The following is a 25111-nucleotide window of genomic DNA, read 5'->3' on the forward strand; positions in this document are numbered from 1 at the left end:
CTCAAAAAACCGTCTTTATCTTTGTATAAATAACTATTTGAAATTAAATAGTCAATATCTCCTTTTTGAAAATCTTGAAAATCTTCATAACCAATATTTTCATTTGTTAATAATTGATAAAATGACCGATACTTTTCTTTAAAAGGCTCAATATAGTAGAGCATAGATGAATTTGAAAAGAAATAATAATTTAGCCTTAAATATTCTTCTCCTTGACCATAAACGTATTTCTTATTTAGTTTACTTTTTACTTTACTTAAATGTAATTGAGAAGAACTAATTTTAATCAAGTCAAAATCTATGAAACCTTCTTCAACGTAACATTGATATTGTTTAATTAGAAACTCTAATTCAGGTGCGATAAATCTAATTTTCTCTAATGGCGAAGCATTTTCAGAAGCGAATGAAATAGTTAATCCTTTAATTTCAAACCTTTCATTCAAGACTTCAATAACTTGATGTGATAAAACATTCTCAAGACTTATTTTGTTTTCTTGTAAGTAATGAAGATATAATGCTAATTGAATATGTGACAATAAGCTTTTACCGTGAAATTTAAAACTTATCAAGTATTCGTTTTTAGAACGCATAAAAACTCGTTCAAGTGATTCAATTTCGTGATTTTTACTCACTAATTCTATACAACCTTGTGCATTGATATATCTAAAGAGGTAAGAGAAGTTCCGAAAAATGTTGTCGTTAGATTTTGTAACATTCAGCCACTTTTCGGAATAGGAATGTGTAAACTGACCATTCTTATTTTTTAATTTGTAAGGTTCATCTTGGTCTTTTGATAGCGAACCTTGCACTCTGTGAGAAGTACCAGCTTCTTTTTTAAAAAAATCATCATTCTGCTTTTTTTCTAATCTTTTTGCCTTTAATTTAGTTTTATCTGATAATTTTAAGGTTCTTGAATTGACAACTAGTTTAACGTAATTTAAATTTGCGTTAGGTAAATCTAAATAATTTAAAATCATAGATTCCTTATCTGAATCCTTTAATGATGTTGGAAAGAATAATTTTGGTTTTTCAGATAAGATATAGTCTTCTTCGAACTGGGAAAGCAATAATTCTGCTGACTCTGTAGAATCCATAAGAAAATCCTTAATAATCCTAGAAAAATGATTTACTATATTTTTTTGCTTTAGTAATTGTCTTATGTGAAATCTGCTATTTTTTAATATTTCTTTTAGGCTATCTGATGAGATGTTTTTATGAATGCTTAATTGACTTATCAAAGTCCAAAATGAATCATAATATTGGTAATCAGTTGAATCGAAGTGAACCGAAATATTCTTGCTATTTATTTTAAGGAAGAAGGAAGTTATTGTTTCCCAAAAGGAATTAACGGTTCTTAAATAATTCTCTTTTGTTTCTTCACTCCAAACACTACGATAGAGTTCATTGTCAAAATAAAGTTTAATTTGATATAATTCTAAAATGTCGTTTATATCATAGAGATTTTTAGAATCGAATTTTTCAATTAAAGACTCAGCATTTTGTAGATTTCTATCTTTTGATAAATCTTGTATTGAATAAAAAATTACTCGATTTAAATCTCTTTTCATTGTAGAATTTCGGATTCAGGTAAATTTTGGTAAATGTTCGTTAAGGGACATGGTTTACACAAGCCGATTTTTTTAATTTTCTTTTTATGTTTATTATTCTAAAAGCCAAATTTAAAAATTTGGCAACTTTCCAAATATGCCTTAACCTTTACTTATTAACTAACTGTATATTAGATATATAATTTGTTGCGCAACGTTTTTTATTTACGATGTCCATTTATTTGGAAGAATAAATTAGTATTATGCCTTTCCATTTTTCCGTATTGTTCGAGTTGTTCCGAAATCTGTTTCTCAAAATGAGCAATCCAATTCTGAATATCTAAAATTAGCTTTTTGATAGAAACTGTTACTTGCGGATATTCTGTTTTGTTTTTTTTAGTTACAGATTCAAAAATGATTTCCTCAATTTGCTCAATTCCGATTTCTATTTTGGGTGTTATCATTTGTCCGCCAACATTTACTTTATGATTAGTAAAAACTCCAGAATAAAGCATGAACTGCTGAAATTTATTTGTTTCGGGAATATTTCTTGTCCACGATAATGAACCGTACATTGGCAAGTCGTTCAAGGTTAAAACTTCAGATATTCTTTCGTCTATATGTTGAAAGGAATTACGAAGTTTTTTAGCTTTTTTTAGTTCTGAAAGATGTTCTTCGTTTTCTTCTAAATCAAAATGGCGAACTATTAAGTTTAAAAAAATCGTTGCGTTACTTATTATTGTCCAAACGTCTGCGAAGATTTTTGGATAGTTTTCATTTTTACTGCTGGGGTTTTCGCTAAATTTTATCAACTCACTTTTCAGTCTGTCAAATGTGATTTCGCAAATATCAACGCTATAAGTAATTGCATTAAATACAATTACTTGTTCAGGTTTAAGTTTTTTTGGTGGAAATCTAAAATGTGAATTATCATCTATGGTCATTGGTTTGGTTAAATGTTGCACAACTCGTTATAAAATGTACCTTATCATCAATATCCCGTAAATAAATCAGGTTATCAATGGATTGTTGTAATCAATATCCTGTAAATATAATTGATTTATAGATACATACAAAAGCCGCTAGCAGTTGTTTACCTCATGTAAGTAGCTTTGTTGTTAGAAGTAAGATGTTATATGCTCATTTATTTTTTGTATCTATACACCGCTACTCCGTCTTCGTCACATCATCATACCGTAACTCGATTTTTTTCTTTCTTTTTCCATACTCTACAATAACAGCAGTGGCATTTAATCCTATGATTTTTCCATCGGTAATGGTGCCTCGTCTATCAAAAACGACATTGTCTCCAATCTTTAGTTCAATGGTGGCAGTGGCATTGGTATTTACATTTACAGCTGTTTTTTGAACACCCCATACATCACCAATCACCTTTACTTTTTTGCCATTGCTTTTGACGTAGATTTTGACATTTCTTAGAAATTCGCCTTCGTGCTCTTTTGTCATGGTATCTACCGCTTGCTCTAAGGCATCGTCTTCAGACATAGCAATCGCTTCGACTTCTCGCTCTAGCATTACATATTGCTGAGTGTCGTCTACGTTTCTGTTGCTGATGCCTGTTAAGTCTCCGATCCGCGTATAGCTACTGCAGGAAGCTAAAGTCATGGCTATGCATCCTATTATAAGTAACGTATTTTTTTTCATAGTTGTACGTATTATGATTTGGGTTATATATTATATGATTTGCAATCTAAACAACCCAAAGGTCATTCCTTTACGGTTTTCCACATTTGCCGTACTTTTTTATGTGAAACTCAAAAAGCCAGTATCCTTTTTTCGCGAAAGCGAGATTTTTAAATATGTAAAAAGACTCAGGATCGCTACGCTGCAAGACTCAAGACTCACAACTCATTTAGTCATTTCGACCGAGACGAGGTACGAGCGACGAGAAATCGCATCACAGTGAGCTAAGTGAGCTAGATATGTGATCTCTCCTACAGTCGAGATGACTCAAGATCGCTGCGCTCCACGACTCACGACCACTCACTAACGACAAACGACCACCGACTAAAGACTACAAACAACCAACTTCCAAGTCTTCCCTGTCCTGATTCCTGAATCCTTTGATTCCTGTTTCCTTTTCGCGAAAGCGGAAAAAAACAGCCTTACAACTTACCCTAAAAAAGTAGTATTTTTACGACGCTAGCGATCGCATAGATCCTTAACCAACAAAAGAACCTCATACTCCATGAAAATATATAGCAGAAAACAGATCTACGAAGCCCATAAAATCACTGCAGAAAAAGAAAAACTTCCGTCTATCAATCTGATGGAACGTGCGGGTGGCTATATGTATGAGTGGGTAAACGAGCGTTTAAAAGGTGGGAAAGTACCCATCAAAGTTTTTTGCGGAATCGGTAAAAATGGAGGCGACGGGATGGTACTCGCTCGCTACCTGATCGAAAACAATTACAACGTGACTACCTACATTGTCAACTATAACACAAAACGTGTCCCTGATTTTCTCGAAGCCTATAGTCGGTTGAAATCGGCGACTAAGAATTGGCCTATCGTTTTAAAGGAAGGCGACGAACTTCCAGAGATTAGTCCCCAAGATATTGTGATTGACGCTATTTTTGGAATCGGACTGAATCGTGCTGCACAAGATTGGGTAAAGAAACTTTTTGCAGCGATTAATGACTCCAAAGCTTATGTGCTGAGTGTCGATATTCCGTCGGGAATGTATATGGATCTTTCGCCTCAAGAAGGCGATGTGATCGTGCGCCCACGATTTACACTCAGTTATCAAGCACCAAAACTCCCGTTCTTTTTACCTGCAACCGCACCCATTATGCAAGCATGGGATATTCTAAATATCGGACTCGATCCAGAATATCTTATAACGACGCCAACCGATGTAGAACTCATAGGCAAACAAGAAGTTATTAAGATGTACCGGAGCCGTGATCAATTTTCACATAAAGGGATGTTTGGACATAGTGTACTGATAGGAGGGAGTTATGGTAAAATGGGTGCTATCGTACTTTCCAGTAAAGCTGCGATGCGTGCAGGAAGTGGTATGGTCACTGCCTACGTACCACAACTAGGCGTGCCGATTTTACAAACCGCTATTCCTGAAGTGATGACCGAAACTGATAACTTCAACGGAAAAGTCCTCGAAGAAATTGACTTCCAAACGGAAGCCAACGCGATAGGAATCGGACCCGGAATGGGAACTGATCCTAAGACTGCCAAAGCAGTAGAAGCCTTTTTAAAAGGACAGAAAACTCCGATGATCATTGATGCGGATGCGATTAATATCATTGCTGCGAATCCCACATTACTAGAACACGTACCTAACCTATCGATTTTTACGCCACATCTAGGCGAATTAGAACGATTAATTGGCACATGGAAAGATGATTTCGACCGACTGAAAAAGACGGCTGAGTTTGCTAAAAATCATGACATCATTATCGTGATGAAAGGCGCACATACGATTGTCACCTATGATATGAAGTTATACATCAATGACTCCGGAAACCCAGGGCTTGCCACCGCAGGAAGTGGTGATGTGTTGACAGGTGTCATTACAGGTCTATTAGCACAAAGCTATCACCCTATGGAAGCTGCATTGATGGGCGTTTACTTCCACGGAAGAGCAGCTGATATTGCCATTAACCAATACGGTATCGAAGGACTCATAGCAAGTGATGTCACAGAGTTTTTAGGAAGAGCCTACATGGATCTTTTTGCAAAACCTGAAGAACCGAAAGCCCCCTAACCCCGAAGGGGGAATAAAAAACGTGAACAGTTCCTTCTCCCAAAGGGAGAAGGTTAGGAGGAGGGAATCACCTAACTCCCAAAAGAGAACGCTTACTCAATCCCTTAATCCCCTAACCCCAAAGGGGAATTCTTACTCTTGCGGCTTATCTTTTACATGAATATATCTAATACCAAGCTCCCTTCACTCAACGAGGGAAGGGAGCCTTACTCTATTATTTCTTATAACACACCCTTAGCTTTCTAGCGGGGAAATTGTTATATGATTCTGAGTACGCTTTCGCGAACCTGTCTCGCCGGCAAGCAGGAGCATACAAAACCATAAAACAAAAAAATAGAGTAACACTCTATTTTAGAGTAGTACTCTATTTTCAAATCTCACACTCCTTTTTTAGAGCATAAAACACATTTGAGTAAAAGTTTCCCTTCGGGGTTAGGGGATAATGGATTGAGTAAGCGTCCCCCTTCGGGGTCTAGGGGGCTTGCTAGGGGGATTCTATTGAATCACCACACTAATACCAAACGTAACCTCTACATCTGTATCTCCACCAGCATCAGCAAGACCTGTGTTTGGTTTTGTAGGCTCGTGACGTAAAGTCACTGTAAAATTTCCACCACTCACTTCTCCTGTAGTCAGTGTAAAAGCAGTGCCTAATGGATTTCCGTTATCATCAAAATTACCATACGCCGTGGTCACATTAAGACCGCTTGCAGGTGTAAAAAATACTTGATGCTCATTACTCTCTTCAATAACTTCTAAAGTAACATTTTCTGCTGGTGTTACCGTTTCATTAAAAAAAGTAACACTTCCTACATATTCAGTATTTTCTATGATTGGTTCCCCCGTGATTGAAAATACAGGAGGATTCGGACCATCGCCATCAGCATCTACACTTTCTAGTGTGGTCGTCAGACCAATGCTATTAGCAAGTTGTATGCGTACGGTTGTGATGACTTCATCTTCATTAATGACTTGCGGTGTATTGTCATCATCAGAGGAGCAAGAGATAGCAATCATTCCAGTAATAAGTGCGATAATATAAGTGTTTATAGTTTTCATATTAATTGTTTTAATAGTTTATTTTTTAATAATTTACTTTGAGTTGTAGACTTACGTTTCTCCCGAGATCATCGGCAAAAAAGCGTTGTCTGTTTAAATAATTACGATACGAAGTATCAAAAAGGTTGTTTACCGCCAATGCTATTTCTAGCGTCGAGCGATTACTAACGTCAAAATCAAGCTGCCCTCTCAGATTGATTAAATGATACGCATCTGGTGGTGTACTCACATCCACGAGTACATTCTGATCTGCTTCGACAATAAAAATTTCAAAATTAGTATCAGGAAATTCGTTTTGTCTAAACACATATTGACTCTCTACCCATACTTTTAAATGATGCCATTTCTCATTCGTATACGTCACCCGATTGGTGGTGTTTACAGGTGGCATATTAATCAGCGGAAGATCTCGCGTAGTATCTTGTCCTTTGACAATAGAGAGTTGGTTGGCGATTTCTATGTGTTCGCTTACGCGAAAAGTATTATCCACATCCACCCCAAGTAATCGGGCATCGGTCTGACGGTATTCCCAAACAGGAAAATTACCACGCAACGTCTGCTGACTTCCAGTAGGTTCTATAAGGATAAAGTCAGAAATATAATTAGCAAATGGCGCTATTGTGAATGACCAATTGGTACGCTTTCGCGAAAGCGCAACAGACACCTTATTAGAGGTTTCCTTATCAAAACGAATATCGCCTAACTCAATACGTGATGCACTTTGGTGTAACCCGTCACTGAATAATTCTGAGGGGTTAGGCGCTCTGTTGGACAAGGCATAATTTAGCGTAAGCGAATAGGTATCATTAAAATCATAGCCCGCCCCCGCTGTTGCCGACACGTTGTGATAGGTAAACTCAGGATTAGTCAATAACTGACTTCCAAAATCTTCTACCACCAACTCAGGAAATAACACATCATAGCCTCTAGCTTCCCAAAAGGAAGTCCGATAAAATTTTTCTGCGTTGATGTAGTTGTAATCATACCGTACCCCACCTTCTAGTGTCCATGCATCGAGGGTTTTGGCAGCCAGTGCATATACGCCAAAATCGGTACGATCATAGTCAGGAATCAATCTGCGGATGCCCGTAGACGGATCTGGAAAATTTGTTTGTGAACGTCCTACAATACCCGCTTTTACCACCACCGAATTATCTGCGGTGTAGTCAAAATCTAAGGTGGCGCTGTGGGTACGTAATTCCAAATCTATCGATGGGCGTACATCTTCGCTGTCCCGTCTAATATCAAATTCCAACCGATTGTTTTGCTGATAATCATACTGAAAACTAAGCTTGCCAATATCGTTAAAACGTTTGTAGGCATTTAGTTTTGCGGTTTGGTGTTTGATTTCCTGCTTCGGCGGGTTGATAGTGTACGTAAAATCTTCTATCACCTGTGGAGTATTGCTATTGAGTGCATTGGCAAGATCGGCAGCGCTTCCTACATGCGATGCACGTAAGATGCCTAATTCATTATTATACAATGTATAACTTGCTTCAACTCCATAGGAATATTTATTCACCCCAATCCGAACAGCCACATCACGCTCAAAAGCGCCTGTATTACTCAGTATATAATTGGGTGCTTCAAAGTCCCCAAAGCGTTTTAAAGTACCTTGAAAACTTCCATACCAACCCGAATTATAAGATTTGACTAGAGTAGAGGTAATGCTCCCGCCACGACCATTAGAAACTCCTGTAATCAGCGTTTCTCCATATAAACTGTCAGAAATTGGAATTCGTCTTGGATTTACGATAATTGTACCCCCTACAGCGTCACCTCCGTATTGTAATCCAGCTGCGCCTTTGATCACAGCAATACTTCCTGCATTATTCAGATCGACATTAGGAGCATGTTCTACGCCCCATTCCTGATCTTGTAATCGGGTACCATCGGTGATCAACACGACACGGCTGCTGTGCAATCCCTGAATGACAGGTTTTACTACGGTATTTCCTGTATTTAAAGAAGACACACCACTCAACTGATTTAAGGCATCTCCTAGCGAACCAGCACTATTGGCTTGAATATCTTCTGTAGATAGGCTGGACTCTACCGCCGTTTTACCAGCATTTTTAGGTGCTTCTGCGGTAATAGAAACTTCACCCAATTCTTCCAGATGGTGCTCCATATAAATAGTGCGTTCTGTATCTCCGTTGATGGTTACTTTTATGTTTTCTGCATCACAAGAAGGGTGTGATACACGGATGCTATACGTTGTGCCTTGGCATAGATTTTTAAAGGTATATTTTCCTTTGGCGTCTGTTTGTATCACACGTCCACCTTCTTCGATACTGAGTGTTGCATCAGCGAGGGTTTCTTGATCGTGTAAGTCAATCACATAGCCCGTAAGGGAATACGTGCAATCTTGTGCAATAGCGTTACCACAGCACATAAACGTGCAGAGTATGACAAAAAATTTCATGGGTAAAAAGTTTGTTAATTAGAGTATAGGGTTCCTATAAATTAACAAGCAGGTGGTCCTCTGGATGTTGAGGTATTATATACAGATCTGTATATGGTATAGGTATGAATTGTTTTTTCAGGAATGTCTTGTAGTTGCGTAAAAGCGATTTCTTTACCAAAAGTAAATACCCCGTTTTTTTTGAGTGTTACGTCATAGAGACTACAATCTAATTGCTTTTTGTGTACGTGTGTATCTGATGGATTTTCACAATTATCAAAATGATCATGTCCCTCGGCACTATGCAATAGGTTGGCTATTGCTGGAAGCAGCAAAGAAGTGATAAGGGCTATTGCCGATATACATTGGGCGATATGTGAACGATAGGTGCGCAATTTAGTTTTTGAATAAGAATGCAAATCCCATTCTTGATGCCATTTTGACCGCAAAATTTTTAAAAAATGTGTACTGACCAAAAATCCATCCAAATATGACCAATAAAACTTGATATATAGGAAAGATTAACAGAATTCTAACAGGCCAATAGATCCACCCATTGGTAGTGTCTTTAGCAAGCCCTATCAATTCTAGCAAGGGATTGGAAAGTTTTCCAGCCGTACTTCCTGTAATGGCGAAGACCAAAAACATGGCAATAAGTTGCCATCGTTGGGTGACTCCCCAACGTTTATAAAGTTTTGTAAATAACCATAAAGTGATTTTTAGTATGAGGTACGTAACTACTAGGAGTAGTAAAATAGTAGCGATGAGGGAATAGGTTTCATTTTGAAACGCAATGGCGTTCACAATGGCTCGCGCGATGAGGTATGCGGAAAAAAAACTGGCAATCATTCCCAAAAATGGATGAATGAGTTGCCAGTTTTGTGTTATTTCCCAACGATTTTTGAAGTTCTGTATCACAGAACAAAAGTACGATTATCGTAGCTTTTGTCCGTACCGTTGTTCAAAAAATTTAAACCAATTATGCAATAAGTAATTTACTTCGTAGCCATAATCTACACCTCTTTCATAATTGATTTGTTGAATGTATATGTTGGGGTCATACCTAGCGTTATTAAGGACACGATTGTTATACTCTACCACTCTAATGATATTTCTGTTCTCTAGATATATTTGCTCGTAATAGCCTCTTGGTTGTTGTGTGACCAGCCAATTATTAAATCCAGGTTCTATAATCAGGATTTCAAACTCTAGGCTGTCATTTGCAATGCGAACGGTGTCTGAGGTCTTACCAGCGGTATTTGCAATATCTTTTGTTGTGTTTGTGCTCGCGCATCCTATAATGAATGCGGCAAGGATGAGGGTGTAAAGAATCTTTTTCATAATCTTAAATGTACTAATTTTAGTTGAAATTTTGTGTTAATGTAAAGCAGTATGATTACCGCTCTTTGTCTTGAACAAATCTATAGTACTTGGGTGAGTATAAAAATGATAAATGAGGGAATGGGTGTGTTGGGTGAGGGAACAATCTTGGTACACTTATATCTAAAAACAAAAAATCACACACGATTACTATCGTATGTGATTTTCAAAAATAGTTGGGTGAAAACTATAGTTTATTTTCCGAAAAGACCTCCTAGTAAACCACCAAGGCCTCCTTTTTTCTTATTGCTTCCTAATACCATATCTGCAACATCGTCTAAGATACTTCCATCTCCATCTGCATCCAGTAATGAAGATATCAGGCTTTGATTTTCTTGTGGTTGTCCTCCTAGCATACTTCCTATTAAGGTGTTCATTCCTCCTGCATCACTTACTCCCGACTGTTTTGTTTGTTTTCCTAACACGCCCATAAGGATCGGTGCAGCTACTTTAAGAATTTGTGCTACAGTTCCAGCATCCATTCCTGATTTTTGACTTAATGCATTTTCTACGTTAGGGCGGTTACTTCCTAAAAGGTGTCCTAATATACCTTCTCCATCTCGTTTTACGCTATCATCTACGCCTCCTTGAAAAAGACCTTCTAGATTATCTAATATGCTACCGTCATGTTTATTAGAAAGTGCTCCCATTAATCCTGCAGCTCCCTCTGGTGTCTGTACATTTTTTTTCATAGCCCCCATAAGTACGGGCATCGCCATACTTAACAGTTTCCCCGTATCACTTTCTGATTGACCTGTAGACCCACTCACTCCGCTAATAATCTGTTTTCCCATTGGGCTATTTAATAAGTCTAGTAATCCTGACATCTTTATTTGGTTTAAGTTATTAATGATTTCAATTTACGAAATATTTGAAGTAAATAAGATGGTTTGCATTAGAAATGTATTTTACCGATCAATTAGTGTTATTTGTCGGTATTTAAGTTAGATTTTCGTTCTTTTTATGATAACACATACTTGATAGGTGAGTCGATTACTTTTTGGTGAGTACATCTCTTATTAATACAGTAAAATTATTGATATGTTTTCAAATTTTTACGAGTCAGACTATTGTCCTGTCAAGCTAGAGATCAATTTATAAATCTTTACTACTTTCGCAATTTGATGAGTACACTTGGGTAAACATCTTAAAAGCGCTTACTGCTATTCACTCTAAAAATAACCCGATTAAGCTAATGCATATTCATCCTTTTGGTTTGATAGACGAATAAAGGAATAGAAAATTAATAGAAGAGTCTCTTTTATTTATAGTGTAGCATCGCACAAAAATTCTACCTTTTATACTAGTAGGATCTATGGAAAATCTTTATGAAATGAATGACAACTACTAGTTTGCAAGCTTTGTTCCTATGATTAAGCTATAACTTAGTAATATCACTAGGGGTTTCAACAAGTATTGTTTTATCTCCCTTAATTACAATGGGTTCTTTAATAAATTGAGGGTTTTTTCGCATTAGTTTTATCCAATCGTCATCGCTAAAATTTGGATTTCCAAAATGATTTTCAAACTCTGGATGCTGCGTATTTACCAATCCATCAATAGTTAATTGAAGTCTATTGGCAAGCTCTTTTAACTGAGTACCTGTAAAAGGTGTTTTTAAAACATCTACCTCTCTCAATGCACATCCTTCTGCTTTTGCATAGGCTAATACTTTTTTGCCAATTTTTGAGTCAGGATTATAATATAGGATAACTTCTCTATCTGATGTTGCTATTTCTCCCATTTATTTAATGTTTTAAAATGATTTTTTGAAAAGTTTTAAAAATACAAATAATTAATTTCCTTTGTGAGGTTTATATACATAATCTATCATAATTAATGATAAAAAATCTATTCTAGATGATCCTACATTTGATAAAAAAAATCTATATAGTTACCTTTTTAGTAGTCTAACGTTTTTAACTGATTGTCAATTTCTTCAAAAGAATTCTATTGTATTATAAGATCTCAATACCTTCTTATTAGAGAATTGGTTACTTTCTTTCTAAGGTCATAGCAAATCAAACCAATTATCTTTAATCTTTTAAGGTTGAGTATTTTTCTTTTTTAAAGTTTCTAATTTATGCTCTAAGGCATCAATAATATCATCAGCTTTTAAACTCATAGTTGAGATCGCATTTTCTAATTTTTCCTCAAAGGTTTCTTTCTTTTCATCCACCGTTTGTATGAGTTCCTCCTTAGCATTATGAATGCGATCTTGAATATCAGATTTTGCCTCCAACGTTTTATTCTTTATTTTTTTTCTTGTCTCTATACCTTTATCTGGTGCAAATAGGATTCCTATTCCAACACCAATTGTAAACCCTGTTAATAGAGCCAACAAGGTATTCCCATTATTATTATCCATGATTTTATATATTTAATTTATTAATGAAATACTACTTTGTAAAGTATGAAAGACAGATACGAAATAATTAGTTGAACCAATCCCGCTTTTTCAGCCAGATTTATGGTTTAATATCTCGATCCCTATTCTTTTTTGACATACACATTTTTTAGAATCATTTATTATTTAACATTAGATATACTAAAAGTAGCATATTTGATGAAAGCTTAAAATGATTTGAATCAGTTTATTAATAAAATATTGTTTTTACAGCGTTGTGAAGCAATATATTTAATAAGACTAGTTGAGAACTAGCCTTATTTTTTCAGCGGAATCTATGGTTTAATACTCGGACTTTTAAGGTGATTTTTAGTATCCAGAGCTTGATATAGGGTTCTTATTTTTATTCAAAAACAAATAGATAAGTTAAAAAGCAGCTAGGCAATATATAAATTTCTAAGTACGCTTTCGCGAAAGCGTATAAACCCGCTTTACTAGTAGGCTATAAAAGTGTAGTCACACCATAAGTATGTAACGTCTTTTTTAGTAAGAATTCTTTAAGATTTTGATTTTTTCTTCTGTAAGATCACGTAAATCATACAGTAATTATCTCTTTTCAGTTAGATTAATTTGGTTATATGGCAGTAGAAATAGGTGACTTCTTTAATCGGCATAAGAAATACTAACGATCTCTGCCGTTAAACTGTCTTTATCTGTGTTCTTTTTAAGGACAATAGTAAATGACTTCCCGATAAATTCGCCATTCTTAAATTTTTCATCTGTTAACAAAGGGTGATCTTTACTTTCAAATTGTAAGGCTGTTTCATCTTCATTTGTAAAGAAATAATAGCCGCCTTCATATCCGTCAAAAATTGCTTTAGCTTCATAAATCTCATCATTACTTATAACGTCAGCGTTATTATTAATTGGAGTGAAACTAATAAAATTGATACAAAATAATAAAATAAATATTTTCATAATGATCATTATTTAGGTAATACTAATGGACTAATAAATTAATTTTAGTTGACTTGAAATCTCTTGTCAAATTTATATTCATACTTGTTTTTGATAGTTACATGATTTCGTAAAAATCTTTATTAATTTAAATATGCAGTTTTTATAATCTTAAAAAAGAGTAATATATTTTTCGGAAGGATTATTATTCATTTAGCTACATAATTATTTCATAATGATAGTATCTTCTATCTAAAATCCTTATACATTTACTAGTATTTTATTTACTAATCAAGTGGACACAAAATTATTTTATAAGAAGCTTAAAAAACAAAAGATACCGATTCACGAATTGCTTAATGAGATTCATCGTTTTGAGCCAGTTCCTGATAATTGGTATGTGGTGGTTGCAGATATTGAGAACTCTACCGAAGCTGTTAATAATGGGCTACACGGTAGTGTTAACCTTGCAGCTACGGGTAGTATCATTGCAGTACTCAATGAATTAAAACAAATTGATGCCACCTTTAAGATTCCCTACTTTTTTGGTGGGGATGGAGCTACTTTTTTAATTCCCGGAAACTATATTATTGATGTTGTTAATATTCTTGATAGATATACGGTTCATGTAAAAAACACCATGTTTTTAACATTGCGGGCAGATAAGATGGCTGTTTCTGAAGTTTACAAAAATGGGCATAGCCTGAAGATTACAAAATTTAAACTAAATACGTTTCTAACAGTTCCAGTAGTACTTGGATTAGGTTTAAAATTTGCTGAAAAGGAAATAAAGAAAAATTTTACAGATTCCATGGTTGATAGCAAAGTAGATATCCCTGTGAATCTCGACGGGATGGAATGTAGGTGGGATGAAATAAAACCAGATAGTTCAGAAAAAAAAGTAGTTTGTCTTATCGTAAATTCTGTAAAAGAACAGGAACAATCTAAAATTTTCAGTGATATTTTACAGGAAATCCATACGTTATTTGGATCATTAGAAGAGAGAATTCCTATAAGTACTAGAGAACTAAAGTTGGACACTACTATAAGTAAAATACGAAGAGAGATGATTGCTAGATTGGGTAAGTCAAAATTAAGCTACCTCATAAAAAATTGGTCAATTACATTTTTCGGTAAATTTTATTTTGAATATTTTAAGGATGGGCAGGAGTACCTTTATAAAGTATCTCAACTCTCTGACACCTTAATGATAGATGGTTCCATAAATACCGTCATAAGTGGGACTGCTCAACAATTACAATCTTTAGAATTATTTCTTGATGGATTAGAGTCTGATAAAAAAATTAATTACGGAATGCACAAAACATACGCATCTATCATGTCTTGTTATGTCCAAGATCGTAAGGACAATCATATTCATTTTGTAGATGGTACCGAAGGTGGGTATACAAGTGCCGCTATGATGATTAAGAAAAAGAAAAATCTGATTGTCAATTAATAGCTGTCAAATCTAATGAGAGTTAATTATAAAGGTATCCGTAAAACCCTGTTCTATATGACTAAAAGGTAATACATCTAAAACAGCTAGTTGAATTAATCTCATTTTTCAGAGAGAGAGGCAAGGATTTTTTCAACTAAAGATTGAGGTCTACTACCTCGAAATTTGCTCAAAAAAAAATGATTTAAAGAATTGAAAATACACCTGCATATAAAATTATATAAAAGAAGGTACTAATTATGTAACGCAAAAGTCCAGACACTATCGCATCTTCGTACCTTACAAAGAATATGTGACTAACAACCTTAAAATCATTGATAACCAAATAATTTAAAAAACACTAATTATGAAAAAACTATGGCTTATTGCTATTTGCTCTGTTGTACTATTAAGTTGCGGATCAACAAAAACAATTAAAGAATCTAAAAAAACTTTAAAAGGAAGTTGGACGCTTGATGACATTTCTTATGATAGAGCAGGAACATTTAATGTGACTATTTTTGGAGATACCTCAGCAGAATGTTTAGAAGGATCTACGTGGCGATTTATACCCAATAATAACTTTGGTAACTACGAGATTACAGATACCAATTGTCCTACTGGCAAACGCTACTTTGTGTGGGCATTACCAGGTATAGGAGAAAATGAAACAGCTTATGATATCATTTTAAAACCGACAGACGAGAAAATGAAGTCTACGATGGACGAAAAAGGATTTAAACTTTCGATTTCCTATCTATCTGACGATCAGTTGCAAATTAATCAAAAAGTGCAACTAGAAGGAAAACCCTTTACCATTAGCATGAATTTTTCTAAAATTATAACCCAATAAAAAACAAACCCTAACTCAATAAAATTATGAAATCAATATTAAGAAATATATCAATTATTGCTATTTGTGCAACCCTATCAGTAGGATGTGAAGCCACAAAAAACGCAAATAATAAACAAAAAGGAGCTGTAATAGGAGCCACGACAGGGGCTATATTAGGTGCTATTATAGGTAACAACACAGGCGATGGAGAAAACTCAGAACTAGGTGCCATTATTGGTGGTGTTGTAGGTGGAGGAGCTGGAATCATTATAGGAAACCAAATGGACAAGCAAGCTCAAAAAATAGAGGAAGAAATTCCAGGAGCAACTGTAGAGCGTATTGACAACGGTATCGTTGTTACCTTTGATGAGAATTCAGGTGTGTACTTTGATACGGCAAAATATAATGTTAATGCTGAGTCACAAGCTTTGCTTACAAAGCTTGCTAATGTGATGAAAGAATATCCAAACACAAAAATTATTGTTGCTGGACATACTGATAGTGTAGGACCAGAATCTTCCAATTTATTATTGTCTCAACGTAGAGCAACATCTGTTAGTGAATATTTAGCTTCTAGCGGAATCCCATCTAGCCACTTTACAACGGTATGGTATGGAGAAACTCAACCTGCAGCAACTAATGAAACTGCAGAAGGAAGAGCAAAAAATAGACGTGTAACATTAGCCATTGTTCCTGATGAAACAATGAAAGCAAATGCTGAAAGAGAAGCTAAAATGAAAGGATAATTATTATCTTTTATCAGTAAAAAGGCTTTCTAAAAATATTTTTAGAGAGCCTTTTTTTGTTGTAGGATATTATAGATTTTAAGTACTATTTTCTTTCTAAGATTATGTTGTGTAAATCTATAAAATCAGGATATAATACGGCCATCGCTCATCGTGATAATACGATCTGTTTTGGAAGCAAACTCAGTATCGTGTGTCACAATTAATAACGACAACCCTTGCTCATCAGAAAGTTGTCTGAATATATCAAGTACATTATCTGCATTATAACTATCTAGATTTCCTGTGGGTTCGTCTCCCATAATAATTGTAGGATCATTAATGAGCGCACGCGCAATCGCAATACGCTGTTTTTCTCCTCCTGAGACTCTGGAAGCTCTTTTTGTGGCGAGGTGATCTATATTGAGCATACGTAACTTTTCCATAGCATCATGGGTGATTTCTTCATAAGATTTTCGGGCAAGTTTTTTTGCCGGTAACATGACATTTTCTAGAACCGTAAATTCAGAGAGTAAATAGTGAAACTGAAACACAAATCCTATGTGCTCATTGCGTATGCGTGATAGCGTATCTCCATCTTGTCCAGTAATCAAATCTTCATTTATAAAGAGTTCTCCCTCATAGTCTCTATCCATAGTAGAAAGAATATATAGTAAGGTAGATTTACCACAGCCGGATTTTCCCATAATAGAAGCAAACTCTCCTTTTTTCACCGAAAGATTAATATTCTTTAGTACGTGAAAAGGCACGGGATTACGAAAATACTTATCTATGTTTTTTGTATGTAAAACAGTTTCCATTATTGACCTCTTATAATTTGTACGGGATCTATTTTTCGTGCTTTACGAGCTGGGAGATATCCTGCAAAAAATGTGGCTATGAGTGCAAATACAATTCCGATGATATAGAAAACAGGGTCGTGATTGACAGGATACGTCGTAATGGTAGGAAGGGCTTGCGTATCAAAAGGCGTGTTATCTATGGCTAGTGACAATAAAAAGCCGAGGACTAAACCCAGACAGCCGCCTAGAATCCCTATGATAATCGCTTGACTCATAAAGATATATTGTACATCTCGACCAGAAAACCCCGTTGCTTTCAAAATAGCAATATCATTCATCTTCTCATAAATAAGCATATTTAGGATATTATAAATCCCAAAACCAGCGACAATCAATAAGGTGATAGACACCGAGTAGGTGATAAGGTTGCGGATGGTGGTGCCTGTTTCAAATTGTGCATTTGCTGTTTTGATGTCTATCGCTTTCAGGTTGTGTTGTTTTTCTAGCTTTCGCGAAAGCGTAAACGCCTTCTCCATATCAAATAATTTTACATTGATATCTGTGATATAACTTTTGGGTTCTCCTAGCAGTTGCTGAACAGTTTTTACGGTTGAAAAACTAAACACATTATCTATTTCTGCAATACCACTTTGAAAGAGTCCTACTATTTTTAAGGGTTGCACGGTACCATTCGCGGTACTTATCTGTACGCGATCGCCTACGGAAAGCGACATTTTTTCTGCGATCCCAACGCCTAACAAAATACTATTAGGAATATTTTCTAACGCTTGTGATGTACCAGAAATGATATATTTATCAAAATTAAAATAGGTCACTTCCTCATTGGGGAGCATCCCTGTGAGATTACCTCCCAACTCAATAGCGCCAGACACATAAAATATTTGCGTGTTTACTTGTGGTAAGGCAGCCATGACATCACTATTATTCGTCAGATTCTGAATCAGCGGGAACGCATTGTGAATATTTTTTTTACGCTGTTTAGGTCTGACAGAATGTACTTGGGTAAGCGCCTCTTTAAATTTTTGTTCTAGCGGTTGCACTTGAGAAGGTTCTATCTCATTAAATATATGAATGTGCGGTGTTTGATCTAGAATTAAACTGTCCAGCATTCCGTTTAAACCTGTCATAAAACACACCAAGGTAATATAAGCGCCGATTCCAAAAGTAACGCCAAGACCAGCCGTGATGGTTTGTTTTCTTTTTGAGACCAGATGGGTTTTAGCAATACTTAATATGACTTGCCAGTTAATCATTCTTTTGGGAGGATTATTTCTGTAGTGGTATCTAGACCAGAAATGACTTCTACGTACTCCATATTCTCTAGACCGCTCTTAATAGTGACACGTCCTTTTTTAGTTTGTACTTGATTGCCATTCATAAGATATTTTTTAGGAATCACGAGTACACTATCTTTTTGCTGTATAATAATATTTGCCTCTCCAGAGAGCCCAGGATAGAGCGTTTGAGGGGGTTGTGTAAAATGTCCTTCTACAAGAAACGTCTGATTCCGAGCATTTTTACTAGGGTATATTTTATGCACTTTTGCCGTAAACAACGTATCTGGATAGGCATCTAGGGTGAGTACAATTTCTTGCTGTAATCTTACCCCCACAATATCCACCTCATCGACAAGCATTTCTATATTAAAACTCTTGGAACTCCCTACAAGTGCAATAGGAGTTTGTGGAGAGATACTCTCGCCTGAGTTTTTATATAAAGCATATACTTTACCGTGAATGGTACTTTTTACCGTAAAATCTTCGGTGGTTGATATGGCGGTTTTATAGCTGTTTTGTGAGGTGTTTAGTTGAGTTTGAAGTTCATCTTTGGTACGATTGAGTTTTATTTTAAGGTTTTGTAAGATGGTTTGCGAGTTTTGATACGCGAGTTTTTTTGCTTCATATTGGGCTTTACTGCCTATGTTTTGATTCCAAAGCCGTTCTTGTCTTGTATAATTTACAGAGTCGTTTTTTACATTTAATTCTGCGGCGTTGATCTCTTGTTTTATCGACGTAAGTAGGGTAGTGTTGCCTTCATATTGCTTTCGCGAAAGCGTATATAACAATCTCGCATTTTCTGCTTGAAGCTGTGGTTTATTATTAATGAGTTGTGCGATGGAGGTACCTGGTGTGAGGAGATCACCTTCGGTCACAAGATTGTGTTGTAAGATGCCTTGTACATTGGCATATACTTCATACAAGCTATCTGGTTGTACTGTCGCCGAAGCATAGACCGCAGTGTGTAAAGATCTGTATTGAGGATATGTCTTTTCTGTATCGCTCTGGCAGGAGACTACTAACATAAGCAGGATCAAGATAAGGAGCGGTTTCATGGGCTATCTTTTGACCAAAAGTATCCCAAATGCTTCAGGTGCAAAATGATAATAATCATACTTCGTATACTTTATATTGGTATGTTATCTATTTTCAATGATAAAGCACTTCTACTTATATCATTGATCTTTTATTTTTAGGAATGCTTTGCGTAAGCTAAGCTGTTGTACTTCTGCTATGGAGAAGGCTTTTACAAATCCGATAAAGTGTATAAGACCGTGTAGTAAGAGTAGTATGCTGAAAATATATTTCATCTTTATAAGGAATTAAAATGCCTTAGTTATCCCCACACCAAAAGAGACATAGTTGAATTGTATGAACATTACGTTTTGTAGATTAATACGTCTTAAATGTAAAATAATCACGTATCATCTATTATGACATATATTACATTGTTTATACTTTGTGTGTTTTCCAGTGTTTATTCCTTGTGTCGTATAGATATTTAACCACTCCTGAAATACCTATACTTAGAGGCTGACTTGAAATTTTATAACAATGTGTAATAATTCTATAATACATTTTCTAGTAGATAGCGGCATCTTTGTAATGTACTAATTGATATACTATTAATTACTACTCACTTCAAAGCTAAAACACAGAATGAAACATATATTATTTGTACTAACGAGTCATGAAGAGTTAGGAGACACGGATCAAAAGACAGGATTTTGGATAGAAGAATTTGCTAGTCCATATTACACGTTAAAAGATGCAGGATGTAAAATAACTCTTGCTTCGCCAAAAGGAGGATTACCTCCTATTGATCCAAAAAGTGATGCTCCAGATCAGCAGACGCCTTCTGTAGTACGTTTTAAAGAAGATAAAGAAACACAAGATCACTTAGCAGAAACGATTCCATTATCAGAAATAGATCATAATGGATATGATGCTGTTTTTTACCCAGGAGGTCACGGTCCGCTTTGGGATCTCGCTACAGATAAGGATTCTATACAACTTATAGAATCATTTTACGAGAACAAAAAGCTCGTAAGCGCCGTATGCCATGCACCTGCCATTTTTAAACATACCAAAAAAGAAAATGGAACGCCGTTAGTACAAGGAAAAAAAGTTACTGGATTTTCCAACACCGAAGAGGAAGCTGTATCACTTACAGATGTGGTTCCTTTTTTAGTTGAGGATATGCTGAAAGAAAACGGCGGTATTTATTCAAAGACAGATGATTGGCAGCCGTATATTGTCCAAGATGGATTATTAATTACAGGTCAAAATCCAGCATCTTCAGAAAAGGTAGCCGAACGTTTACTCGAAGAACTACAAGCATAAAAATAATAATAACCCAAAAAAAACATATATGAATATAGTATTTGAATATCAAAATATAACCGCAAGCGAACGCCTAGAACAACACGTAGAAGATTCATTAAATAATCTCTCAAAAAAATACCCTTTTGTTATTAGAGGGGACGTATTTTTTAAGAAAGAAAATAAAACTGGTAATACGGGACATCAATGTAGTATTCGTCTGAGTGCTCCAGGACCGAGATTATTTTCATCTTCAGATACAACAAGTTTTGAAAGTTCTATATCAGAATGCATAAGAGAACTTAATAAGCAATTGGAAAAGCGTAAAAGCGAGATGCAACAACATTAATGGCTGCTTTTATTATATAGACAGATTATGTTCGCTTTCGCGAAAGCATATAAAAAAGTAAAAGATTAATTTAAAAAAGACATCATGAAATTTGTAAAAGAAGAAGAAGAAGATAGAGATGATTACATTCTTCAAAAAAATAAGCTCACAACAAATACTGCAAAATTTATTATTGGAGTTTTGATTGCGTTAGCAATAGCAGTGATCGCAACCGGATTTTACCTCGGAGTATTCTAATATTGCAAAGAATATAAATACTTTTTTTTAATAAGAAGTATCTACGAAAGACTTTATGTACTATAATAATAAGGCTATTTATAGTGCATGTATGTCATATAAATTATACGAATAAAAATAGCCTTAACAACAAAACCATATATTATGAAAAAAATACTAGGATTAGCAGTTATTACATTATTAGTTACAAGTTGTGACATTAATCAGAAAAAAGAAGCAGAATTGCCAGAAATAAGTGTCGACGTAGATACAGAAGCTGGACAAATGCCAACGTATGATGTAGATTGGGCAGATGTAAACGTAGGGATGCGTACCAAAATGGTAAGCGTACCAAAAGTCGTTATCGTTATGGAAGAAGAAGAAATGGAAGTTCCTTATCTAGATGTTGACATGCCAAATTCAGGAGAAAAAGAAGAGCTTAATCTTGTCGTAGAAGCTGAGGTAGTAGGTAATGAGCATACTATTATGATTAAAGAAATTCTAGCAACTAACAATGACCTATATGTCATTTCAGAATTGAAAGAAGGTACTGTATCTATTGGAGACAAAAAGATGAGAGTATCTGACCAAGTGATATTAAATGCTCCAGATTTAAATGTAAAATATATTATCGTTGGAGAAAAGCCAAATAGAGTATTTAACGATCGCTTCAAATATGTAAAAGATTTATCTGCTTTTAAAGCAGACATGAAAAATGCTAAGGTAATCTATACAAAATAATAGCTACTATATAGCAAATAAAAGAGGCTTCCTGATCAGGAAGCCTCTTTTTTTATGATAAAGAAATTATCAGATATTATTGTGATTCTGATATTTTCCTATTACTTAATAACCCATATTATATTGAAGGTAGTACGTAATTTCCAAGATACATATCCCAATTAATTGTAAGCATTGTGTTAAGCGTATGCTTAATTCCTGTAAAATGGACAGGTTTTTTAATATATACGTTTGCGCCTAGAGTGTGTGTTTCTTCTATGTCTCCTTGATCTGATGTTGTAGAATAAATAGCCACAGGGATATCTTTAAGCTTCGTATGTTTTCTCAACACTCTCAAGCAGTCTTTACCAGACATTGCGGGCATATTAAGATCCAAAAAGATAAGGTAGGAAGTAATATCAGGAGTCGATTCTAGATAATCTATAGTTTCTTGTCCATTTCTGAAATATAAAAATTGAGCTTGATACCCAAGTTCAAGAAGCGCATCTTCAAATAACAGACATTCGTCTTCATCGTCATCTACCAATATAATATGTCTTGTTTTTAATAGCATACCAAAAATTATTTGATTTCTACAAAGGTCACCCTATTAAAGATAGAACATTAACTGATATAAAATGATGTTTAACGTAATTAGGTTAAAAGTGCGATATCATGCATTATATTTGACTTTTATACGCTTTCGCGAAAGCGTACCATCACCAAAACGTTAATCAAAATAAGCTTCGATCTCTTTTTTGATATTTTCCCATTGTTCTTTTTCACCTGAGAATGCTCTCAAAACTTCTTTCATTTTGGATATTCCAAATCCTTTGGCTTCTTCAAAGCCTATTTTAGGAGGTAGTGATAATTCGGCATCGGTAACAATGGCATCAATGATGAATGGTTTTTTTGATGCTTTTGCCATGCGTACCGCATGTTCGATATCTGCTGCTTTTTCTACCCGTATACCTTCACCACCACACAAACGTGCATAAGCTGCAAAATCAAAATTTTGAACTCTCAGTGCATCAAAATTAGGAGCAAGTCCTGCTTCTTCCATTTCGATTTTTACAAATCCTAACTGACTGTTATTAAAAATAATAATTTTGATAGGGAGTTGGTTGTGAACCGCTGTCGAAAAATCCTGCAAACACATATTAAAAGCGCCATCGCCCATAAGTGTCCAAACTTCTCTTTCTGGATGCAGTAATTGCGCGCCTATGGCGGCGGGAAGTCCTACCGCCATAGAGCCATGATTAAAAGATCCTATGATACGACGATCGCTATGAAAGCTCATATAATTGCTTGCCCAAATGGCAGATGTTCCTGTATCGATAGTAAAAATCGCATCTAGCGAAGCGTGATCACTGACCATTTTTGAAAATATCTGAGGATGCAGTGGCTCCATATCCCTTGAAGGATCTGCCTGATCATGCATCTTATCTTTATATTTTGAAAAACGCTCTCTTAAGGAGACTAAAAAAGCATCATCTGTTTTAGCATCACATACATTGATGAGTTTTTGAACGGTAGTAAAGAGATCACCATGTAATCCTAAGGTGACTGGGGTACGATTTCCTATATTTTCTGAACGAATGTCTATCTGAATTGTCTTTGTATTTTCAGGCAAGAAATCTGTATAAGGAAAATCGGTTCCTAACATAATTAACAGATCACACTCCATAACTGCCTTATAGCCAGAAGGATTTCCTATAAGTCCCGTAAGACCCACTACATTTGCTTCTTGATGATCAAAAATATCTGAGGATCGGAGGGTATGTGTAATAGGTGCTTTTAATTTTTCTGAAAATTCCAGAACAAGATCTCTAGCTTCTCTACAACCTGCACCACCTAGGATTGCTACTTTTTCTGATGTATTTATGAGTTGTGCTGCTTGTAATATATCTTCATTTATAGGAACTATAGTACTCCGCGATCTAAATACTTTATGTACATAATCTTGGTTTTCAGCTTTCATAGCTGCGATATCTGCTGGTAATTCAATTCTACAAACACACTTCTGATTGATAGCTATCCGAATCGCCCTCAAGATCACCCTAGGTGCTTCTTCTGGAGATCTGATAATGGCTTGATAGGCACATACATCTTCATAAATTTTTTCCAGATCTACTTCTTGATGACTATTAGTACCTAAGTGTTCTAATCCTATCTGACCCGTAATAGCGATGACAGGAGATCTTTCTTTTTTTGCATTATATAATCCATTAATAAGATGTAATGCTCCTGGACCTACCGTACTTGCACATACCCCAAAGTTGTCACTTAGTTCTCCTTGTGCAAAGGCTGCATAGGAGCCATTACCTTCATGATGTACATTAATCCATTGTATAAGATCTTGTTTTCCTATAGCATCAATCAAAGGATTTAAGGCATCTCCAGCAACACCAAATATATTTTTGACACCTTCTTGTTGTAATATGGAGAGTAATTGTTGTGATACGTTCATAGTAGTATATTAAGTATAGATCGTTTTAAAAGATATGTATTCAAATATAAGTAATGAAATATATAATACATATTTGAAGGATAAATTTCCGAATTATATATGTCAAAATAACCAATAGTCATGTTTGATATGTTCTCATTCAATTAAAGTAATAACACAATACATTAAATAACGTGAGTTCGATATAAGCTTTTCTTCTTTTTCTCTAGTATACGACAGAATGTAAGTTCTGTGCGAGGAGAAGCGATGGCAGAAACTTCTTGTGTTTTTTCGCTTCAAGCGAAAAAATACCTAAGAAATCGAAGATTCGTAAGTTTCAAAATCTAAAATAGAAATCACGCGCATAAAAAGCGTCTTTTCTTTTGGTTCGGTTTTCTTTAGACGAGTAAATAAAACGAAAAAAAAGGTTGATTTTAACGTAATTATACTAAAAAACTTACTAATTTTTTACGTCGAACTCACGTTAAATATGTATCGCTTAAATTCAATTAATTAA

Annotated in this window: 25 protein-coding genes; 8 read left to right on the plus strand and 17 right to left on the minus strand. The window is 35.2% G+C overall.

Going from position 1 to position 25111, the window contains the following annotated elements; all coding sequences use genetic code 11:
- The 3 genes from Q0505_RS09750 to Q0505_RS09760 form a co-directional block, all read right to left on the minus strand.
- Positions 1 to 1568, minus strand: a 1568-nt coding sequence (locus Q0505_RS09750; protein WP_299212148.1) for a hypothetical protein, incomplete at its 3' end; no start/stop codon positions are given.
- Positions 1569 to 1768: 200 nt separating this feature from the next.
- Positions 1769 to 2491: a hypothetical protein gene (locus Q0505_RS09755; RefSeq protein WP_299212151.1), complete on the minus strand. Its 723-nt coding sequence runs from the start codon at positions 2489 to 2491 to the stop codon at positions 1769 to 1771.
- 223 nt (positions 2492 to 2714) lie between these two features.
- Entirely contained in the window at positions 2715 to 3212 is a 498-nt protein-coding gene (locus Q0505_RS09760) for a hypothetical protein (protein ID WP_299212154.1), read from the minus strand.
- 544 nt (positions 3213 to 3756) lie between these two features.
- Between Q0505_RS09760 and Q0505_RS09765 the strand changes: the two genes are divergently transcribed.
- Positions 3757 to 5292 (plus strand): NAD(P)H-hydrate dehydratase, encoded by a 1536-nt coding sequence (locus Q0505_RS09765; RefSeq protein ID WP_299212157.1) that lies wholly within the window; start codon positions 3757 to 3759, stop codon positions 5290 to 5292.
- A 495-nt stretch (positions 5293 to 5787) separates the two neighbouring features.
- Here Q0505_RS09765 and Q0505_RS09770 read toward each other — a convergent pair whose 3' ends face one another.
- The 9 genes from Q0505_RS09770 to Q0505_RS09810 form a co-directional block, all read right to left on the minus strand.
- A complete protein-coding gene (locus Q0505_RS09770; protein ID WP_299212160.1) occupies positions 5788 to 6351 on the minus strand; it encodes a type 1 periplasmic binding fold superfamily protein in 564 nt (187 codons plus the stop codon).
- Positions 6352 to 6376: 25 nt separating this feature from the next.
- The gene (locus tag Q0505_RS09775) at positions 6377 to 8776 is read right to left on the minus strand and encodes a TonB-dependent receptor (RefSeq protein ID WP_299212163.1); all 2400 of its coding nucleotides are present in this window, start codon (positions 8774 to 8776) and stop codon (positions 6377 to 6379) included.
- Positions 8777 to 8817: 41 nt separating this feature from the next.
- On the minus strand, positions 8818 to 9150 hold the full coding sequence (locus Q0505_RS09780) for a hypothetical protein (RefSeq protein ID WP_299212166.1): 333 nt from the start codon (positions 9148 to 9150) through the stop codon (positions 8818 to 8820).
- 1 nt (position 9151) lies between these two features.
- On the minus strand, positions 9152 to 9673 hold the full coding sequence (locus Q0505_RS09785) for a DUF6787 family protein (RefSeq protein ID WP_299212169.1): 522 nt from the start codon (positions 9671 to 9673) through the stop codon (positions 9152 to 9154).
- Between the two features lie 15 nt (positions 9674 to 9688).
- Positions 9689 to 10096, minus strand: coding sequence for a DUF6146 family protein (locus tag Q0505_RS09790; protein WP_299212172.1), 408 nt, complete (start codon positions 10094 to 10096; stop codon positions 9689 to 9691).
- Positions 10097 to 10329: 233 nt separating this feature from the next.
- Positions 10330 to 10962 (minus strand): DUF937 domain-containing protein, encoded by a 633-nt coding sequence (locus Q0505_RS09795; protein WP_299212176.1) that lies wholly within the window; start codon positions 10960 to 10962, stop codon positions 10330 to 10332.
- A 551-nt stretch (positions 10963 to 11513) separates the two neighbouring features.
- A complete protein-coding gene (locus tag Q0505_RS09800) occupies positions 11514 to 11879 on the minus strand; it encodes an ArsC/Spx/MgsR family protein (protein WP_299212179.1) in 366 nt (121 codons plus the stop codon).
- Between the two features lie 300 nt (positions 11880 to 12179).
- A complete protein-coding gene (locus tag Q0505_RS09805; protein ID WP_299212182.1) occupies positions 12180 to 12503 on the minus strand; it encodes a YtxH domain-containing protein in 324 nt (107 codons plus the stop codon).
- A gap of 642 nt (positions 12504 to 13145) precedes the next feature.
- The gene (locus Q0505_RS09810; RefSeq protein ID WP_299212185.1) at positions 13146 to 13460 is read right to left on the minus strand and encodes a hypothetical protein; all 315 of its coding nucleotides are present in this window, start codon (positions 13458 to 13460) and stop codon (positions 13146 to 13148) included.
- A 274-nt stretch (positions 13461 to 13734) separates the two neighbouring features.
- On the opposite strand from Q0505_RS09810, the gene Q0505_RS09815 reads away from it, so the two are divergent.
- The 3 genes from Q0505_RS09815 (at position 13735) to Q0505_RS09825 (ending at position 16458) form a co-directional block, all read left to right on the plus strand.
- The gene (locus Q0505_RS09815; protein WP_299212188.1) at positions 13735 to 14898 is read left to right on the plus strand and encodes a DUF3095 family protein; all 1164 of its coding nucleotides are present in this window, start codon (positions 13735 to 13737) and stop codon (positions 14896 to 14898) included.
- A 346-nt stretch (positions 14899 to 15244) separates the two neighbouring features.
- Entirely contained in the window at positions 15245 to 15730 is a 486-nt protein-coding gene (locus tag Q0505_RS09820) for a lipocalin family protein (protein WP_299212191.1), read from the plus strand.
- 26 nt (positions 15731 to 15756) lie between these two features.
- On the plus strand, positions 15757 to 16458 hold the full coding sequence (locus Q0505_RS09825; RefSeq protein WP_299212194.1) for an OmpA family protein: 702 nt from the start codon (positions 15757 to 15759) through the stop codon (positions 16456 to 16458).
- Between the two features lie 125 nt (positions 16459 to 16583).
- Here the strand turns inward: Q0505_RS09825 and Q0505_RS09830 are convergent, their stop codons facing one another.
- From Q0505_RS09830 to Q0505_RS09840, 3 genes are read right to left on the minus strand one after another with little or no spacing between them, the layout of a single operon-like run.
- The gene (locus tag Q0505_RS09830) at positions 16584 to 17258 is read right to left on the minus strand and encodes an ABC transporter ATP-binding protein (protein WP_299212197.1); all 675 of its coding nucleotides are present in this window, start codon (positions 17256 to 17258) and stop codon (positions 16584 to 16586) included.
- Positions 17258 to 18514: an FtsX-like permease family protein gene (locus Q0505_RS09835; RefSeq protein ID WP_299212200.1), complete on the minus strand. Its 1257-nt coding sequence runs from the start codon at positions 18512 to 18514 to the stop codon at positions 17258 to 17260. The genes Q0505_RS09830 and Q0505_RS09835 overlap by 1 nt, the downstream gene beginning before the upstream one ends.
- On the minus strand, positions 18511 to 19593 hold the full coding sequence (locus Q0505_RS09840; protein ID WP_299212203.1) for an efflux RND transporter periplasmic adaptor subunit: 1083 nt from the start codon (positions 19591 to 19593) through the stop codon (positions 18511 to 18513). Before Q0505_RS09840 ends, Q0505_RS09835 begins: the two co-directional genes overlap by 4 nt.
- Before the next feature lie 604 nt (positions 19594 to 20197).
- On the opposite strand from Q0505_RS09840, the gene Q0505_RS09845 reads away from it, so the two are divergent.
- From Q0505_RS09845 to Q0505_RS09860, 4 genes are all read left to right on the plus strand, one after another.
- Positions 20198 to 20881, plus strand: coding sequence for a type 1 glutamine amidotransferase domain-containing protein (locus tag Q0505_RS09845; RefSeq protein ID WP_299212206.1), 684 nt, complete (start codon positions 20198 to 20200; stop codon positions 20879 to 20881).
- A 28-nt stretch (positions 20882 to 20909) separates the two neighbouring features.
- Complete coding sequence (raiA, locus tag Q0505_RS09850; protein ID WP_299212209.1) at positions 20910 to 21209, plus strand: ribosome-associated translation inhibitor RaiA; 300 nt, start codon at positions 20910 to 20912, stop codon at positions 21207 to 21209.
- An 84-nt stretch (positions 21210 to 21293) separates the two neighbouring features.
- Positions 21294 to 21446, plus strand: a complete 153-nt coding sequence (locus tag Q0505_RS09855; RefSeq protein WP_299212212.1) for a hypothetical protein — start codon at positions 21294 to 21296, stop codon at positions 21444 to 21446.
- Between the two features lie 144 nt (positions 21447 to 21590).
- A complete protein-coding gene (locus Q0505_RS09860; protein ID WP_299212215.1) occupies positions 21591 to 22166 on the plus strand; it encodes a hypothetical protein in 576 nt (191 codons plus the stop codon).
- Between the two features lie 118 nt (positions 22167 to 22284).
- Here Q0505_RS09860 and Q0505_RS09865 read toward each other — a convergent pair whose 3' ends face one another.
- Both Q0505_RS09865 and Q0505_RS09870 read right to left on the minus strand, forming a co-directional pair.
- Entirely contained in the window at positions 22285 to 22719 is a 435-nt protein-coding gene (locus Q0505_RS09865) for a response regulator (protein WP_299212218.1), read from the minus strand.
- Between the two features lie 156 nt (positions 22720 to 22875).
- Positions 22876 to 24615: a thiamine pyrophosphate-dependent enzyme gene (locus Q0505_RS09870; RefSeq protein WP_299212221.1), complete on the minus strand. Its 1740-nt coding sequence runs from the start codon at positions 24613 to 24615 to the stop codon at positions 22876 to 22878.
- Positions 24616 to 25111 lie beyond the last annotated feature (496 nt).

This window comes from uncultured Dokdonia sp., assembly GCF_937910895.1.
Classification (GTDB): Bacteria; Bacteroidota; Bacteroidia; order Flavobacteriales; family Flavobacteriaceae; genus Dokdonia.